The organism is Daejeonella sp. AP26 (assembly GCF_056680515.1).
Genome location: NZ_CM155286.1, coordinates 4,215,236 through 4,233,203, shown reverse-complemented (window position 1 = coordinate 4,233,203; position 17,968 = coordinate 4,215,236). Strand labels below are relative to the sequence as shown.

Annotated in this window: 15 protein-coding genes; all 15 read right to left on the bottom strand. The window is 42.0% G+C overall.

Features of this window, described 5'->3' with window-relative positions:
• Nucleotides 1-145: 145 nt before the first annotated feature.
• Complete coding sequence (gene pseI, locus AC1MCB_RS18060) at nucleotides 146-1,189, bottom strand: pseudaminic acid synthase (RefSeq protein WP_479966116.1); 1,044 nt, start codon at nucleotides 1,187-1,189, stop codon at nucleotides 146-148.
• Complete coding sequence (pseG, locus tag AC1MCB_RS18055; RefSeq protein WP_479966115.1) at nucleotides 1,179-2,624, bottom strand: UDP-2,4-diacetamido-2,4,6-trideoxy-beta-L-altropyranose hydrolase; 1,446 nt, start codon at nucleotides 2,622-2,624, stop codon at nucleotides 1,179-1,181. The genes pseI and pseG overlap by 11 nt, the downstream gene beginning before the upstream one ends.
• Nucleotides 2,614-3,300: a pseudaminic acid cytidylyltransferase gene (gene pseF, locus AC1MCB_RS18050; protein ID WP_479966114.1), complete on the bottom strand. Its 687-nt coding sequence runs from the start codon at nucleotides 3,298-3,300 to the stop codon at nucleotides 2,614-2,616. The genes pseG and pseF overlap by 11 nt, the downstream gene beginning before the upstream one ends.
• The gene (pseC, locus tag AC1MCB_RS18045; RefSeq protein WP_479966113.1) at nucleotides 3,293-4,474 is read right to left on the bottom strand and encodes a UDP-4-amino-4,6-dideoxy-N-acetyl-beta-L-altrosamine transaminase; all 1,182 of its coding nucleotides are present in this window, start codon (nucleotides 4,472-4,474) and stop codon (nucleotides 3,293-3,295) included. The genes pseF and pseC overlap by 8 nt, the downstream gene beginning before the upstream one ends.
• Before the next feature lie 2 nt (nucleotides 4,475-4,476).
• Nucleotides 4,477-5,493, bottom strand: coding sequence for a UDP-N-acetylglucosamine 4,6-dehydratase (inverting) (gene pseB, locus AC1MCB_RS18040; protein WP_479966112.1), 1,017 nt, complete (start codon nucleotides 5,491-5,493; stop codon nucleotides 4,477-4,479).
• A gap of 50 nt (nucleotides 5,494-5,543) precedes the next feature.
• On the bottom strand, nucleotides 5,544-6,710 hold the full coding sequence (locus AC1MCB_RS18035) for a Wzz/FepE/Etk N-terminal domain-containing protein (RefSeq protein ID WP_479966111.1): 1,167 nt from the start codon (nucleotides 6,708-6,710) through the stop codon (nucleotides 5,544-5,546).
• Between the two features lies 1 nt (nucleotide 6,711).
• On the bottom strand, nucleotides 6,712-9,216 hold the full coding sequence (locus tag AC1MCB_RS18030; protein ID WP_479966110.1) for an SLBB domain-containing protein: 2,505 nt from the start codon (nucleotides 9,214-9,216) through the stop codon (nucleotides 6,712-6,714).
• A 232-nt stretch (nucleotides 9,217-9,448) separates the two neighbouring features.
• Nucleotides 9,449-10,585, bottom strand: a complete 1,137-nt coding sequence (gene gmd / locus AC1MCB_RS18025) for a GDP-mannose 4,6-dehydratase (RefSeq protein WP_479966109.1) — start codon at nucleotides 10,583-10,585, stop codon at nucleotides 9,449-9,451.
• Nucleotides 10,586-10,733: 148 nt separating this feature from the next.
• Nucleotides 10,734-11,594, bottom strand: a complete 861-nt coding sequence (gene rfbA / locus AC1MCB_RS18020) for a glucose-1-phosphate thymidylyltransferase RfbA (RefSeq protein ID WP_479966108.1) — start codon at nucleotides 11,592-11,594, stop codon at nucleotides 10,734-10,736.
• 109 nt (nucleotides 11,595-11,703) lie between these two features.
• Complete coding sequence (gene rfbD / locus AC1MCB_RS18015) at nucleotides 11,704-12,576, bottom strand: dTDP-4-dehydrorhamnose reductase (RefSeq protein WP_479966107.1); 873 nt, start codon at nucleotides 12,574-12,576, stop codon at nucleotides 11,704-11,706.
• A complete protein-coding gene (gene rfbC, locus AC1MCB_RS18010; RefSeq protein ID WP_479966106.1) occupies nucleotides 12,573-13,124 on the bottom strand; it encodes a dTDP-4-dehydrorhamnose 3,5-epimerase in 552 nt (183 codons plus the stop codon). Before rfbC ends, rfbD begins: the two co-directional genes overlap by 4 nt.
• 393 nt (nucleotides 13,125-13,517) lie before the next feature.
• Nucleotides 13,518-14,090, bottom strand: a complete 573-nt coding sequence (locus AC1MCB_RS18005; RefSeq protein ID WP_479966105.1) for a DUF3109 family protein — start codon at nucleotides 14,088-14,090, stop codon at nucleotides 13,518-13,520.
• A gap of 30 nt (nucleotides 14,091-14,120) precedes the next feature.
• Nucleotides 14,121-14,894 carry a DUF3108 domain-containing protein gene (locus AC1MCB_RS18000; RefSeq protein WP_479966104.1) on the bottom strand — a complete coding sequence of 258 codons (774 nt, stop codon included), beginning with the start codon at nucleotides 14,892-14,894 and terminating at the stop codon, nucleotides 14,121-14,123.
• A 157-nt stretch (nucleotides 14,895-15,051) separates the two neighbouring features.
• Entirely contained in the window at nucleotides 15,052-15,567 is a 516-nt protein-coding gene (locus AC1MCB_RS17995; protein WP_479966103.1) for a DUF2480 family protein, read from the bottom strand.
• Nucleotides 15,568-15,799: 232 nt separating this feature from the next.
• Complete coding sequence (locus tag AC1MCB_RS17990) at nucleotides 15,800-17,902, bottom strand: SurA N-terminal domain-containing protein (protein WP_479966102.1); 2,103 nt, start codon at nucleotides 17,900-17,902, stop codon at nucleotides 15,800-15,802.
• Between the last annotated feature and the right edge of the window lie 66 nt (nucleotides 17,903-17,968).

The window sequence follows — 17,968 nt, the reverse complement described above, 5'->3', positions numbered from 1 at the left end:
CTTATCTGTGCATTAACTTGTAATTCCGGGTAAAAAAGAAGCAAGGTTTCTAATCGAAACCAGTATTAATCATGAACTAAACTGCAAGAAATGCTGCTACAACGGCTTATTAAGCGCTAATGGCCACCACGAAGGTACCCGGTCGCTATTGCTTGTCAATATGTGAAAGGCTGAGCCTTGAGCCAAAAGCAATATCGGCATTGGATTTTTTGCCCAAAATCTCATTATAATACCGTGGATGAAGGCCATAACCTGGCCTGATCGAGCGAATATTTTCTTCGGTAAAGACTTCTCCCTGCTTAATATCCTTTACAACATATAGAGAACGGGAAAAATCCCTGCCTTTCCTTTGTTTCTCCGTAAGTTTATAATCCACTACTCCAATAGCTTTTTCAGCAGCCCTGACCGCCTTTACCATTTCAGTGAACTCTTGTTCGTTCATAGAAAAGGAAGCATCCGGACCGCCTATAGACCTATCCAGTATAAAGTGTTTCTCGATAATCTTAGCACCAAAGCAAGTTGCTACTACAGGGACGGTATTTCCGATAGTGTGGTCGGATAAGCCGCTTATCACTCCGTAACGTTCGGCAAGGTCCCTGACCATAACCATATTAGCCTCTTCTATAGGCGCCGGATAACTGGATGTACACTTTAGTAAAGCTATATCATTGTTCCCCATTCGCTTGCAAGCGTCGAGGGCCAGTTCAATATCCTGGATTTCAGCAATACCTGTAGAAATAATTACTGGTTTTCCCTTTGCTGCTACATACTCTATAAGAGGAATGTCTGTGATTTCAAAGGAAGCTATCTTATAAGCAGGTGTGTCCAAGCTTTCTAACAGGTCGACCGAGCTATGGTCAAACGGGGATGAAAAACAAATGAGTCCTTCTTTCCTTGCAAATTGAAATAACTGCTGATGCCATTCCCAGGGAGTATAGGCTTCCTTATACAAATCGTATAAATACTGCCCGTCCCAGATTGTTCCTCCAATTCTAAAGTCATCTTGCCTTGCATTGATCGTGATTGTATCGGCAGTATATGTTTGAAATTTAATACAATTGGCTCCCGCTCTTTTAGCGGCCTGGATTGTTTGCAATGCCACGTCCAGACTGCCATTATGATTCGCTGAAAGTTCGGCGATAATAAAAACAGGGCTGTTACTATCTATGATATAATCTTCAATCTGCATTGGCGGGCGTTATTAGGTACGTGTATTTTAATTTTTTTTCATCACAGGTTTCAATAAAACCTAATTTCTCAAAAACTTTGCTTGAGGCTTTATTCCCGTGCATCACGAAACCGACGATCCTGGTGAAACCTGCGCCGGCTTCATTCATAAGCTCAGCGATTCCGGCTCTTAATAATGATATGCCTAAGCCTTTATTGTGATAGCTGCTATCGAGCAGGTAACTTATTACGGCTTCCCTGTCATTAATGTCGAATCTGATCGAACCTATTATCTGTTTGTTGAATTCTGCAATATAATAATAACAATCAGCGCTATTTATCTTAGATGTAAACCATGCCAGATGCTCGTCTGGTCTTATCTGGTCACTGTTAAATGAGTACGCCCGAATCGTCTTATTTATCGCCCAATTATAGGTTATATTGGCATCAGATAGTTGTGCACGACCTAACTTGAGGAGTTGTTCATTGGCAAGCTGGTGGAAAACTTTTAGAATCCGCTCCGGCGATCTTCCATCGATTTCAGTTGAATCAAATTCAGTTTTTTGAAGCACCTCATTCAACGCGATTCTTAAAGAACTGTTCGAAAAGTCTTCCGCACTAACAAACGATCCCAGTTTTTTGAAATTTTCAAAAAGACCCGTCTGGTTATTTACGTAGGACCCGGATATCACACATAACCCCACCGCCAGCACTTCCAGCAATATGCCACTAGACGGTACGATTGCAAGTTCTGCCTGTAACATCAACCTGAGCATTTCCGACTCCCCTACGGCATGGAAGTGCGTAATCTTACTGATGTTCGCAATCGCTTGGTTTAAGGTATTCAACTCACGGTAGCCGGCACCGGTGACAACAATAATTTGATCGAATGCTTCAAATTCTGATACAACTTTCAGCACCTGAAGGGTCAGGTTCCTCGGATCTGAGCCTCCGAAGCAAATAAAAACCGATCGGATTGCCTGGATTTTTCTTTTTTGTTTCGCCTGTTCCAAAAACTGTGGCCGCAACAGCGCGTATTTTAAGCCTAAAGCAAATTGGGTATATGGCAGGGCCCTATACATTTCAGCAGTCACCCCGGGTGAATGATTAATCAATAAATCTGCATAGAAAGGTTGGTCATGTAAATCGTCAATGCAAACAAGTTTATTTCCGAGATCCTTTATCTGCTTCTGATAATCCAGATTAAAACCGTAGTGGTCTAAAATCACGATATTCTCTCCCCTCAGCAAAGCAAAAAAATCGGATTCACTGGTTATGTGGGTAAAAAAGAACCCGCTTTGAATAAGCTGGCTTTCAACACTGCCGGGAATTTCCTTTGATACAAAATGAATAACAAAATCCCTTTTGATCATTTCAGCTAAAGCCATACACCTAACTAAATGCCCTAAGCCAATCTCAGACCCACCGTCAACACGTATATAAATCTTATCTGTCATTAATGAGCTTGTATTTCATCTCGGCTATTTTCCAGTCTGTAAGGTTATCTATATCCTGCACCTCCTCTTCCTGTAGGATGATCGAAGAAGTATTTTCAGTAAAAAGAGATCCTGTTACTTTTGCAGGATTATACCAATACCATTGGCCTGCATCATGGTAAACCGGTTTCAAATCCTGTGACCGGGTATCCCGATATTCCTGCCATAATAGTCTTGTCTTGCCATTCTGTATTTCTACACCTCTCCAAACGGGATAAGAGAATGAAACGACAGGAAATACGACATCCACATCTGTTTTTTGCATCTTTCTTAATCCACTTTGAAGGTGAATTACATTCATCAGTGGTGCAGTTGGGTAAATGCAGCAGATGTACTCGAATGACTTGTTCAGCTTTTGCTTATAATCCAGTTCGACCTCCTTTAAAACATCTATTGTGCTCGCATAATCATCCGCGTTCGATGTGCTTCTAAAAAACGGAACAGACGCTCCGTACTTTTTTGCAAGGTCAGCAATTTCCTGATCATCCGTGGATACCATCACTTCATCGAATAGCCCGCTGGCAAATGCGGTCTCGATGGAATAAGCGATAATTGGCTTGCCCAGGAAATCTTTGATATTTTTCCGGGGTATACGCTTGCTCCCACCTCGTGCTGGTATAATTGCTAAATTAGACACTATAAAAATTGCAAATTTCTTGAATGACAAATTGCTGCTCTTCCTCCGAAAGGGTTGGGTACATAGGCAGGCTAATACAACTCCTGTAATAGTTTTCGGAGAAAGGTCTATCTCCTTCCTTCCAACCGCGATCCCTGTAATATGGCATTAAATGACAGGGAATATAATGGATCTGAGCATAGATGCGATGCTCTCTCAGATGATTATATAACCCTAATCGATCTTCTGTCTCTAAAACGTACAGATGATAAGCATGGCCCTCGATTATGCCCGACTGCCCCTTGATAAATGGTTTATCATCAAAGGCCTCTGCATATTTCTGCGCAATGGCTCGTCTTCTGGCGAGACCTTCATCTGCTCTTTTAAGCTGACTTATACCCAAAGCCGCCTGGAAATCCGTCAGCCGGTAATTATATCCCAATTCCTGCATTTCCATATACCATCCCGGGTAGCTTTCCTTACCACCGGCGAATTCAATAGAATTGGTATAGGCATCTTCAGATTTCACAATTCCATGAGTCCTCAGTTTCAGCAGTCTTTCATATAATGCACGGTCATTAGTCGTGATCATGCCTCCCTCGCCAGAAGCTATATGCTTAACTGGGTGAAAGGAAAAGATCGCCAGGTCGGCAAAAGCTCCATTACCACATTTCTGGGTACTGCCGCTCTCATCTATAAAGTATCCACCGGGTGCATGACAGGCATCTTCAATAATCCAAAGCTCATATTCATTGGCTAACTTTTTGAAAGCTTCCAGATCCACAGCGCGCCCGGCGAAATCTACCGGTATAATCCCTTTGTAGGTCCCTTTAGGACTAGAATCTAATAGAAGTCTAACAGAATTAATATCCAAAAGATAGGTATCAGGGTCAATATCGCCAAATATCACTTCTCCACCGCAATAGCGCACACAGTTGGCGGAAGCCGCAAAAGTGATCGGCGTCGTGATTACTTTATCTCCTGCCTTAATATCCAAAGCCAACGCGCATAAGTGTAAGGCGGCGGTTCCGTTAGCAACCGCCACTGCAAATTCACTCCCAACGTATTGTGCGAATGCGCCTTCAAATTCGGCAATCATTGGTCCCTGTGTCAGGTAATCTGACTGAAGGGTCTTTATAACTGCCTCTATATCCTCTTCTGTGATATTTTGCCTGCCGTAAAAAATAGGATTCATATTTATACTTCAAATGACGAGTTAACGTGCTCTTTTATTAGCTGACGCATACTTTCAACCGTTTCCCATTCTTCGTTATTGTCTGAGCTGTATTGAAATCCTTCAGCGACCTTAACGGCTTTAAAATGCTCGATAAAATCGCTGAGTTGCCACTTTGGGGTTTGCGGAAGTATGGCATAATACTTCCCGAGGTCATATGTAAAAAAGGAATCCGATGATGTGATCATTTCTTCATGAATCTTTTCTCCGGGTCTGATTCCTATCAGCTTATGCTCACACTCAGGACCGATTGCTTTTGCAATGTCAGTAATTCGGTACGAAGGAATCTTTGGAACGAAAATTTCCCCGCCCCATGCAGTCTCCAGTGCATGAAGAACCATACTCACACCGCCCTCAAGCGAAATATTGAAGCGCGTCATTGACTCAACGGTGATGGGTAAAACCCCCTCTTTGCGCTTCTTCAGAAAGAAAGGAATTACAGATCCGTTGGAACCCATTACGTTGCCATATCGAACGACCGAGAATTTAATAGGGTTGTTACCCCTGATGTTATTTGCGGCAACAAACAGCTTATCTGAAACAAGCTTGGTGGCACCATATAGATTAATCGGGGCTGCAGCTTTATCAGTTGATAGCGCTACTACATGTTTGACTCCGGAATCCATCGCTGCATTAATGATGTTTTCAGCACCATTGATGTTCGTTTTGACACATTCCATTGGATTATACTCTGCGATAGGAACATGCTTCATTGCCGCAGCGTGTATGATAAAATCGATTCCATTAAATGCGCGTTGTAAACGATCAAGGTCTCTTATGTCGCCTATAAAAAAACGGATCGCAGGAAAAATGTGCACAGGGTATTCCTGCGCCATCTCAAATTGCTTTTGTTCATCCCTCGAAAAAATAACCAGACGTCTGATCTGCGGCCATTTTTCGAAGATGGTCTTTGTCAAAGCCTTACCTAAAGATCCCGTCCCTCCGGTTATCAATACTTGTTTATTGTTGAGATCTAACATATCTTAAATAATAAAAATTTATTTGATGTTTATAGCCTTAAATGTTGGCACTATGGTTTTCTAAACAGTAACAGAAGACTAATTAGAAATGCTACGAACATGGCTGCAAGAAAACCGCTCGTTAATTTACCGATAGCACTCTTATCAAGTGGAAAAATTGGTTGATCTACTACCTGTATTAGTGGAGTTTCCTGGCGTAAGGCCATTTTTGACATTTCCAGATTCTTCATTAATTCACTCAATATTGCTTTATTCGTTTCCGTTGCAAACTGTGAACGCTGCATGGGCGCAACGCGCTGAACCTGCCGTGTTGGATTTAAATTTGGAGTAGCGTCAGCCACAACGGCGGATGTATATATCGCACTGTTCATTGCTGCACGTACAGAATCTGTTTTTTGCTGCAGGATGGCAACATTGTCTAAAGCCTTCTTTGTTTTCGTCTGAACGTAGAAATCGTTTACATTCTTTACTATTTGTTCATTAAAACTCTTGGCAAAGATTTCATCAGGAGCTCTTACATCGACCTGAATGATACTAAGTTTTTTGTCCGGCTTTGAAACCGTTAAATAACTTTCGTTGATACGTTTAACGATGCCTCCTAGAATGCTATCCTGTCTTCTGCTGAATAGTTCGCCCGGTTTAAGTCTGAACTGTATATTCTTTAATTCATCATTTTCGTTCCAGGAAGCCCGCAGCTTATTGAAGTTAATGTACCGGTCTATAAGCAGATCCGCCCCGGTATCAATCTCACTAAGCAAAGTCTTTTGGATCATTGTCCGGGATTTATAGAGTTCTAGAATATTATCTCCCTGGAAAATACCGCCACCTCCACCGGCATCAATGCCTATCATAGAAGCAATACCGGCGTAGCGGCTTAAACCACTTCCCACGCCGTCGGCAGTTTCTAAAACAAAGGTTGTAGTAGCCGTATAAACTGGCTTTTTCATCCATGCATAAGTCCATCCGATTACTCCACCAACCAGTGCTGCGATGAAAATAATAAGCCACTTGCTCCAAAGATATTTATACCACTCTTTTAACTTAAGTCTAATCTCTTTAATAGATATCTCATCTGTCCGGTCAGTGGCTTCGCCGGATCGCCCTAACGGTTCAGAAGACCTCTGACCAGGATCTAGCTGGCTGCTTTCCGAAAAGGAGATAGGGGCTTTTTTTGTGGGAAAAGCTGGCGGCTGCTTTTTAAGATCCTTATTTTCCATACTACTTGATGAGATTTAATAAGATCACCGCAAGCGAAGCCAGACCACTGGTGATACCTACAAATTCACCGGCGCTAATTCTACGCTTTTCCTCTTTGGTAGGCACAAATATCTCTGCTCCAGGCTGTACTTTAGGATAATTATTAAAAAACAATAATGTTTTCTTCGTACTCTTAACAGCCCCGTTCGCATAAGCAATATATGATCGCCTTTTTAATGACTTGTCTGAAAATCCCCCTGCTTCCGATATATAACGCTTAAAGCTTTTGCCTTTATCATAAATGATTGAATTTGGAGAAAGCACTTCGCCGCTTACCTTAATAGTTTGCAATTGCTTAGGCACTCTTATGGTGTCACCTTCTTCCAGGGTCAGGTCATAATCGGAACCTGGCTTTTCCAATATCTTATCAAGGTTTATTCCAACATAAATATTTCTAATAGCTTCCTGCTCCTTTTCAAAATCAGTGGTATCACTTAGCTTACCCTGCAGGCGTTGGAATCTTTTAGCCCTCTCCAGTTCTTCATTTGATTTATCAAAATCGTTATTAAGAGAAGTTTTGGCAGCTGATCCAGGACGCTTCAAGGATGCACCTTTAGTATAGGCAAGGGCAGTTAACCCACCGGCTCTTGCAACCAGGTCGGAGATCCGCTCATCTTTTCTAACGACAGTATAGGTGCCGGGATAAAGTACTTCGCCTTCAATACGTACCTGTCTTTGAATTTCATAACCTGTTTCACTTCTTACGGAAACGATATCAAAGGGTTGAAGTATAAACTTATTTCCGACGAGTTTCAGATTTTGATCTACATCCACCTGGAAGACTCTCGCTGTTAAAGCGGAAGCAGATAAGGCATTGCTGTTACTTACCCGTCTGGAAATTTCTATGCGTTTAGGGCTGGCACCTTCTTTAAAGCCGCCCGACTTAACAATCAGGTCCTCCAGGCTCATCCCTTCGGAGTAGTCGAAAGTTCCCGGTTCACGAACTTCCCCGTCGATGGACACCTTATACTCATCGCGGAGTTCAAATATCGATGCGATCGTCACAATATCCTCCCTTTGCAAGGCGATATCAGGCACAGTGCCTGCGACTATCTTATCCAGATCGAATGAAATTAGTTGGGATGTATTATCGGCTTTCAAACGGGTGATGTAACCGCGAGACATAAAAGCATCTTCTGTAACGCCTTCCGCTTTCTCAATAAGGCGCGCTAACGTCAGGCCTTTCTCCAATTCAAATTGCCCGGGACGGAAAACAGCTCCTTCGATCGTGACGCGATTTTCAAAACGATCAAGAATAGGCTCTGCGAAGTACTTGTCCCCATTCTTAGGCTGGTAAGTGGCAAATTCAGCGGCAAAAACATCAGTAATCCGTCTTTCACGATCTGTATTTTGCAATATTTTGATACGGGCACTATAAGCCTGTGTAGTAAACCCTCCCGCAAAATTAATAACATCCTGAAGAGATTCTCCCGGAACTGCTTCAAAGATGGCCGGCCGTTTTACCTCACCAGTAAACTCAACCCGGATTTTGTAGGTTGGAATTCGAATAACATCCTGATCCTGTAAACGAATATTATTTGTTTGGAAGCCTTTCAACAAAAATTCATACACATCCAATTTGCCGATTACTTTATTGTTACGGATAATTTGTATTTCACGAAAAGAGCCGTTTTCAGTGGGACCACCGGAAGCATATAGAGCATTAAATGCTGTAGCTAAAGAAGGTAGCGTGTATGAACCTGGCTTCACTACTTCTCCAAGAAGTGTAACCCGTATACTCCGGATATTTCCAATGCCGATGGTGACCTGAGTTCGGCCACTCCGAATACCCGGATAAGTCGAAGCCAGCCTTGAGCGTATCTTCTGGGTAGCCTGTTCCACTGTCAAACCGCTAACGGAAACAATGCCTGCATACTCGATCCGAATAGTTCCTTCAGGACTAACCTGAAGTTTATAGTTCGCTTCGTTGTCACCGGTGATGTCGATGACAATCTCATCATCGGGCCCTATCATATAATTTCCCGGGGTGGCCAGACGAAGGTTGGGCTCAAAGCTCAGATTTGCATTTTTGAAGAGGCTTGCGCCGAAGATTTTAGACTTAAGCTCCAACAGCGCTTTCTCCGCTTCAGTCTCAGGGTCTTTCTCGCCCCTGGCAATTGTATCCTGTTCAAAGTTTAATTCCCTGCTGCTGGATTGCCGTCGCTTATCAGCAGCCGAGGCTTTTTCCTTGTCCCCCGCCCCCTTTTTAATTTTCTCTACCCTTTCCCTTAACTTCCTGATTTCTTCGGGGCGCATGCCACGGGCTTCCGCTACTTGCTCCAACTGAGCTTCTGATAAGCCCGTTGATTCAACCTGACGCAAAAAAGCACGTATTTGATCATCGGAAAGATCATCAACCCTGATGTTACTTAGGTTTTGTGTACTTATTGCTTGTGCGTGGCTTAACCCTGTATAGAAAATGCCTGTTAGCAGACACAGGATTAGAATGATTCTTTTACAATTCATTAAAAGAGATATGAGATTTGAGTATTGAGTATTGGAGCAGGCACCGGAATCAGCAAGTTTTTGGTTCATCGGGACTTCATTCAATACATTTAAATCAATTTCTGTCTATGTTGTTTTGGCTTTTTAAAATGCTTCTGTATGGGCTAGTAACTGTGATATTCCATCCTTAGGCTCCACTTAGGTAAGTGACCTCAGGAAATCATAAACCGGATTTATATCCGAACAACATCCCCTACTCAAAATAATTTAACACCTTAAATCCGCCCTTCTTTAAATATTCATCTTTTTTCATCAAATGCAGATCGGAAGCCACCATTTCTTTTACTAAGGCTGCCAGGTCATACTTGGGCTTCCACCCTAATTTAGTGTTAGATTTTGTGGGATCACCAATTAAAAGATCCACTTCTGTTGGCCTGAAATATTTAGCATCAACCTTGACTATCGTTTGACCTAACTTCAAAGTCTCTGTACTAATACCGAGCTCGGCACATTTTTCATCATCAAAATCAATGATCACGCCTTTTTCGTTTTCATCTTGCCCACTGAACTCAACTTCAATACCCAACTCCAGAAAACTCATCCTGATAAAGTCGCGGACGGTTGTGGTCACACCAGTGGCAATTACAAAATCCTCTGGCTTTTCCTGTTGAAGTATGAGCCACATAGCTTCCACGTAATCTTTAGCGTGGCCCCAGTCTCGTCGCGCCGACAAATTACCCAGGTACAGGCAATTCTGAAGGCCAAGGGCAATTTTTGCAGCAGCCCTGGTGATCTTACGGGTAACAAAAGTTTCCCCCCGTATAGGACTTTCGTGGTTAAACAGAATACCGTTGCAGGCATACATCTTATAGGCTTCTCTATAATTTACTGTGATCCAGTAAGCGTACATTTTTGCAACAGCATAAGGAGAACGCGGATAAAAAGGAGTTGTCTCGCTCTGCGGAACAGCCTGCACTAACCCATAAAGCTCTGAAGTAGAAGCTTGATATATACGTGTTTTTTCTGTTAAGCCTAATAAGCGAACAGCTTCCAAAATACGAAGAGTACCAATACCATCAGCGTTGGCAGTATATTCAGGTGTTTCGAAACTTACCTGAACATGGCTCATAGCAGCCAGGTTGTAAATTTCATCAGGCTGAACTTCCTGTATGATCCGGATAAGATTAGTTGAGTCGGTCAGATCTCCATAATGGAGTTTTATATTTAAATTTTCCTCATGCGGATCCTGATAGAGATGATCTATTCGATCTGTGTTAAATAAGGAACTACGGCGTTTCAAGCCATGCACAAAATATCCTTTTTTCAATAAGAACTCGGCTAAATAAGCTCCGTCCTGGCCCGTGATCCCTGTAATTAAAGCAACTTTCATTAAAATTTATAGAATTGGTATGATGTAACACAAATAATCAGGCGCTGATCCCCCAATCATCGCATCCATTGCAGCCTAAAATTAAGCGCTGTAAAAGTATTGTTTTTTATTGATTTAAAAGGCTTAGCGCCTTTAAGCCAAGGGGTATTTACTTCACAAGCTTTAGTAAGTATTCTCCGTAACCGCTCTTACATAATGGTTCCGCTGCTTGCTGCAACTGCTCCGAGTTGATAAAACCCATGCGGTAAGCGACTTCCTCAATACAACCGATCTTAAGTCCCTGGCGTTCTTCAATAACCTGAACAAACTGTCCGGCTTGCATAAGTGATGCAAAGGTGCCCGTGTCCAGCCAGGCGGTACCGCGGCTTAAAACACCGACTTTAAGTTTGCCCTGACGAAGATATTCTTTGTTGATATCGGTGATTTCATACTCACCACGAGGAGAAGGCTTAATATTTTTAGCAATCTCTACAACCGAATTATCATAAAAATACAACCCGGGGACGGCATAATGCGACTTTGGATGCTCTGGTTTTTCCTCAATAGAGATTACGTTGTTGTTAGCATCAAATTCTACCACTCCGTAGCGTTCAGGATCCGCGACCTGGTATGCAAATACCACACCGCCATCAGGATTGTTCATAGTTTGAAGCAGGCGGGATAAACCATCACCGTGAAAAATATTATCTCCTAAAACCAACGCTACCTTGTCATTGCCGATAAATTTTTCTCCAATTACAAATGCCTGCGCCAATCCGTTAGGGACTTCCTGAACAGCGTAAGATATTTCGCAGCCTATACGACTTCCGTCACCTAATAATTTCTCGAAATTGGGCAGATCGTGAGGAGTTGAAATAATTAGAATCTCGCGAATACCTGCGAGCATCAAAATAGATAAGGGATAATAAATCATCGGCTTATCATAAACCGGCATCATTTGTTTGCTTACTGCTAATGTAAGTGGGTGAAGCCGCGTTCCCGATCCGCCTGCCAGTATAATTCCTTTCATAGGTGAAGAGTATTAAGATGTGAGATATGAGATATTAGATATAGCATAATTGGGTTACGAGTAGCTAAACATTAGAAAAGAGATGCGCTATCAATCTTTGCTTTGATCCTTAGTCTTTGCTGTTAATACCCTGTAGGTTTGAAATGCATGTTTTCAAACTCTCGCGCCAGTAAGGTACCTCGATATTTAAAGCTGATTTAATTTTTGATTTATCCATAACTGAAAAAGCAGGTCTTTGGGCTTTTGTCAGATATTCTTTGCTTGTTACCGGTGAAACTATGACCGATGTTTCACTGATAGCAAAAATCGCTTTAGCGAAATCATACCATGAAGTAACACCTTCATTGCTGTAATGATAAATGCCGAAGGCGGTGTTCTTGGCTTCAATTAAATGAAGAATGCAGGAGGCAAGATCGATGGCATAAGTCGGAGTTCCTACCTGATCGGCTACAACGTTTAAATGAGTACGATCCTGACCCAGCTTAAGCATGGTTTTTACAAAGTTGTTTCCGTACTCTGAATAAAGCCAGCTTGTCCGAAGTATGAAAAAACTACTCATAGCGCTCGCTATAGCACTTTCACCTTCAAGCTTTGTTAACCCGTAAACATTCACAGGCTCGGCAGGATCTTGCTCAGTTAAAAGAAACACGGAATCACCGGCAAATACAAAATCCGTTGACACATGAATTAGTATTGAATTATAGGATTTACAGAGCCTGGCAAGATTCGCAGCGCCGTCTTTGTTGATCCTTCGTGCAAGTTCAACTTCATCTTCCGCTTTATCAACGGCAGTATAAGCAGCACAATTGATTACATAGTCGGGTTTTTCTTTTTCAAAAAGTTCCTTTAATAAATCTGGCCTTAAAATATCTGCGGTTGCCTCATCGGGAAAAATGATTCCTTGAATGTTTTTCTCTTCCGAAACTTTTCTTAAACACTGCCCGAGCTGGCCGGAGGCGCCGAATATGATGGTTTTACTCATAAACTCTTTTTATAAGAACTAAAGGTGGGGTTCTGCAAATCTTTATCTGACACGAGAATTTCAGATTCAGGAATATTCCAGTCTACATTTAACTCAGGGTCGCTGAACAAAAGTCCACCCTCCGATTCCTTATTGTAGTAATTATCGCATTTGTAGAAAAACTCTGCCTGTTCGCTGACCACCGCAAACCCATGGGCAAAGCCCCTGGGAATAAAAAGCTGGAGTTTGTTTTTTTCACTTAGCACTACTGAAAACTGCTTTCCAAACGTAGGCGATTCAGGCCGCAAGTCAATTGCGACATCCAAAACTTCGCCCTTTAGAACTCTGACCAGTTTTGCCTGGGCATGCTCGCCTTTTTGAAAATGGAGTCCACGAAGCACTCCGTATGAAGAGAAGGATTGGTTGTCCTGAACAAAATTAACTTCCAAACCAGTAAGCTGCTGGAATTTTTGTTTATTGAAACTTTCAAAGAAATACCCCCTTGGATCATTGAAAATTGCTGGCTTCAGCAAAACACAGCCCCGCAAGGTCGTTTGTATTAACTCCATATCCCACCTTTTTTACCATTATCCACAAAAGATGACACGCAATTATTTAGGCTGTTGACCAAACTATAGATTTTTTTCACGCGCTTTTCTTAAAATTCTGCGAAAATAGTGAAAAGCATTGGATAACTGGAATTACATGTTTCGTAGTGATTCAGGATACTGTGAATCGGCTGATTTAACAAATGAGCTCATATCACGTTTTTTATCTCATGAAGGTAATATTGTCCAAAGTGTATGTGCGTTAGTTTTTATGATTGCCCATATCAAGGTTAATCGGACTACTATTGTTGCTCCGGAGAGAGCCACATCCTTCCTAATATGCAACAGGACCGAACACTGCACGCGAAGAACCGTCGCTTTTGAGGAGAAGTTGAAAAGATTGTACCCTCCGTATCAAAGCTGTTTCAGCTCCGCAACCTGCTCTTCGAGTTCGGCATACCATTCCGCGCCAAATTTACGGATCAGGGGTTCCTTTAAAAACTGGTAAACGGAAACCTTTAATTCTTTTCCAAAACTGCATGCCGGACTGCAGATATTCCAGCGATCATAATGAAGCACGTCAAATTCGGGATAATTGGTAATGCGAATGGGATAAAGATGACAGGAGATCGGCTTCTTCCAGGCTATCTTACCGTCTTCATATGCTTTTTCAATTGCACACTTAGTGATTCCGTTTTCCCACGTTACATAAGCACATTCTTTATAAGTATCAACACAGGGTGTAGTGTAATCACCTTCAAAATCTTTTACAAAAGTGCCATGCTCTTCAATGGTCATAATTCCCTTTTCCGTCATATATGGCTTCACGTGAGGGTAGATTTCATCTAGAACTGAAAGTTCTGAAAGTTCCAATGGCGCTCCGGAATCACCTTCGATACAACAGGCACCTTTACACTTATTGAGATTACAAACAAAGTTCTCGCTTATCAAATCTTCATGCACCAATGTGCTTTGTACCTCAATCATTATTGCAATTATAAAATTTCTTTTTCAAGATTACTGGGCCGCCATTAAAGGATATTTAAGGCCGGAAGCATCGGTCAACTCCATGGTAACTGAACCGACTAATATTTCTACTTGTGCCTTAACAGGAATTCTATTATTATCATCGGTAATCCAAAGATACAGCTTGCTATCCTTCCGAAAAATACGCCCAGGTTGGATTGACGGGCTGAACTTCAAACAATTGAAAGTTCCCATTGACGTTTTGACCTTCTCTTTCCCTACATATTGAACAGTCAGGTCGGTGACACCATCACCCAAGTAATAGTCCATCGTAAACTTGTCACCTTGTTTGATTTTGGAAAGGTCCAGACTTCGGGCGAAATAATAGGCAGAAACAATATCAAACGTCTGGCCATCACTCCTAAAATTGCCTCTGTTAGTGACTATTTTCTTCTCATCCTGATAGAACCGCGCTTTATCATTCCGCCGGTAATTAGCTTCACGAATGTTCTCCGTGTATAAATAAGGAATGAGGTTGGTTTTATCAATATAAGAATCGTAGCGATTACGCACCTTGTAGAAAACATTAAAAGTACCGGCAGTACGCCCCTCTGCTGTTAACTGGAATACAGATCTGTTGTCAAATTTTACATCAGATTCTTTGACCCTTAATGTAGCCTCCGCAGCAGTAATAAATCCATATCTAAAACGATACTTTAACTCTTCTCCAGCTTTAAAAACAGCATCTTTCCTGTTGGGAAGTTCCTGGGCGATTAAGCTGCCTGATGACAGCGACATTATAATTAGAAAAATGAGATGCTTCATGCAGATGTTTTACGGTTTAATTCAATGTTCGGGCATTGTGCATAAGTTAAATGCGTTGAGTGAAGTTAGACTTGTTTAATAACCTTTGGATTAATTTGGAGAAATCTGAATGGCGCAGACTACTGGTCTCTCAACAGGAAGCTCTCGGTTCCCGGTTTTAGTCTTTACGTTTATAGATAGGAACAGTAGAACAAGGTTCACCGTACATAATGCTTTTAGCCACCCCTGTAAGTTTACTGGTTATTTGCACAAAAGCCGAAGTTGGCACTGCAATATCTCCGCAACCTTTTATTACGACTCGCTGATCGCGATATTGTTCAACGTCGAGCTTATTTAGTTCCTCTTGAAAAAGAACAGTTTCTAATGTTTCCAGATCCCCAAATATAACAGAAGCCGCGTAGGGTGCTAATTTATTAGCCAAAAGCATATAAGCCCAGGTCGGCACTATCGCATCGGCAGAACAAATAATACCTATATGTTTACCTGTATAAGCAGCCCAGTTATGTTCCTTTACAAACTCTCTGAAATCTTTTTCACGCAACATTAAGCCGTGAAATAAATTGTCCTTTATATCATAGAGAACCCTCTCTCCAGCCGGATAGAGATCGGCCAGATCCAGGCTGATCAAACCGCTTTGGGCAACTTTGTTAACGATGTTTTCCTGGATTTGCATTTCTTTTCTACTAACAGATGATATGGATAAGGTCTTTCCGCTACCTTGATCAGGTCAAGGGCATAATCGAATCAGTTGCTCTTAATTTGCTCCGTAAAATAGTCTGACTTGTAATTTTAAAACTTTTAGAGTGCGCGTTTCAACACCGATCCGCGTAACAAAGACTTCGCAGCAAACAAAAAATCCGGAAGAGACAACTCTCTTCCGGACACAAAGTTAGTATTTTATGATGTTAAAAGAAGTTAACCCGGTAGTCTTTAATCTCAGCCTTCTCACGTAACGCTTTAAAGGCGTCTGCAGCGGCACGCTGAACCAGTGACTCGGTCATCTGCAGCTTCTGCTTATAAGTGTTCGTTAACGGAGCTGGTTTGCTGAATCCTTCCACTACAAAAGCGTAAGCTCCTAACTCACCCTTGATAGCTTTAGAAAGCTTGCCGGGCTGGGAGCCAAATACTGCTCCTATTACTTTATTTTCCTGACCTATGCCAGGAACAACCGGATTTGCGAAAACAATATTCTGTACAGGAACTGCTGTTTTTCCAACATTTTTGGCTACCTGATCGATCGTTGAGGCACCTGCAAGCGCCTTGTTAAGTTTTTCAAGAGACATTTTTGCTTTCACTTCCGTTCTCACAAGCTCCTGAATCTGAGGCTTCACCTGCTCTAGAGGCAAGAATCCCTTCTCATTGATGCTTACCAGCTTGGCAACAATAAACTTATTGTCGGTTTCAAATACCTGGTTTGAAACATCGCCCTTGTTTGCCTTAAATGCCCAGCGAATCATTTCACGTGGATTTTCAATATTTGGAATAGCACCTTGTGATGGGGAAACATTCTCAGCAAGAAGTTTTCTATTACCATCTTTTAACGAAAGTTCATCAAAAGCCTTGGCGTCATCTGCCGCACTTAGAAAGGCGGAAGCTTTACCGTATGCCAGTTGCTCTGTCTTATTGCTGCTTGCCAACACCTTATCAATAACCGCAGCTTTAACAAGACGCGAAGATCCTTTCTGAGAATCAATTTTGATAACATGAACGCCAAACTGTGTGGTGATCACTTTAAGATCACCCGGCTTGCCGTTAAATACCGCCTCTTCAAAAGCAGGAACCATTGCACCGCGACCAAAAGTTCCAAGATCACCACCTTTTTCCTTCGTTCCATCAGTACCGTATTTCGCAGCAAGATCAGCGAAAGAAGCGCCATTCCTAACCAGAGCAGCCAGGGAATCTGCTTTTATTTTTGCTTTGTCTATTCCGCCTTCGGTGGCAGGGTTAATCAGGATATGACTCGCTTTTACTGAATCAGGACCAAATTTAGAATCAATCACCTTGGCAGCATAATAAGTGCCATCGCTAAACACTGGCCCAACATATGAACCAGGAGCAGCATTAAAGATTAACGAATCAATTGCGGGGTTTAACTGACCTTTACGAACATAAGTCACGGGAATCTTAGAATCGGAATTCATAGCAACAAACATGGAATCATTGCTCGCGGTTTTCAAATCAGCAAGAAGTTTGTTAATCTGAGTCTTGGCGTCAGTCGAATCGGATTTTGATGGATTTGCATCGAAAACAACATACTCAAAAGTGCGTGTCTCTTCAGGATTTTTAAATCGGTTCTTATTCTCGTTATAATAGTTCTTATAATCTTCGTCTGTCAGCTTCACCGTGTTGTCAGCAACTGCCGAATACGGAAGGCTCACGTAACGGAAGCTGGCCAATCTATTGCGCTGATCGTAATCTTCACGTGCTTCCAGGGAAGTAACGTACAGACTGTTCTTAATCAGGTTGTTGTATTTTTCAGCCAGTTTGTTCTGGCGAATATTTACAAGGAACTGTGTCCATTGCTGACTAATTTCGCTGTTAGGGTCCTGGTTTTTAACATTAGCTAAAAAAGAATTGAGCTGGGCACGATTAAGCTGGCCTGTTTGAGGATCGCCAAAATTCTGAATTACCTGTTGATCAGGATTTTTTCCTGTGATCATATCATTCAGCTCGTTTTTGCTTACCTGTAATCCCAGGCGGGTTACTTCATCATCCATCAGGATTTGCGAAACGGTTTGATTCCACGTGTTCTCAACTACATAGGAGGTCATTTGAGCATTTAAGTTGCTCTGTCCCATTTGCTGTTTAAAATTATTGGTATTCGCTTCTACCTTTTTATTAAAATCTTCGATAGAGATCGTTTCACCGGCAACTTTACCAACCTCATTTTGGCTAGCCTTCCAAAAAGGTGTACCCACTTTTACTGCGTCGCCCAATAAAAAAGCAACAATTGCAAAACCTATCGCAAATACAATGATTGCACCGGCGCGATTCCGCAAAAAACTCATTATTCCCATATCTAACTTTTATTTTTTACTTCCAAAAGAGGCGCAAGATACACTTTTTAGAAAAAT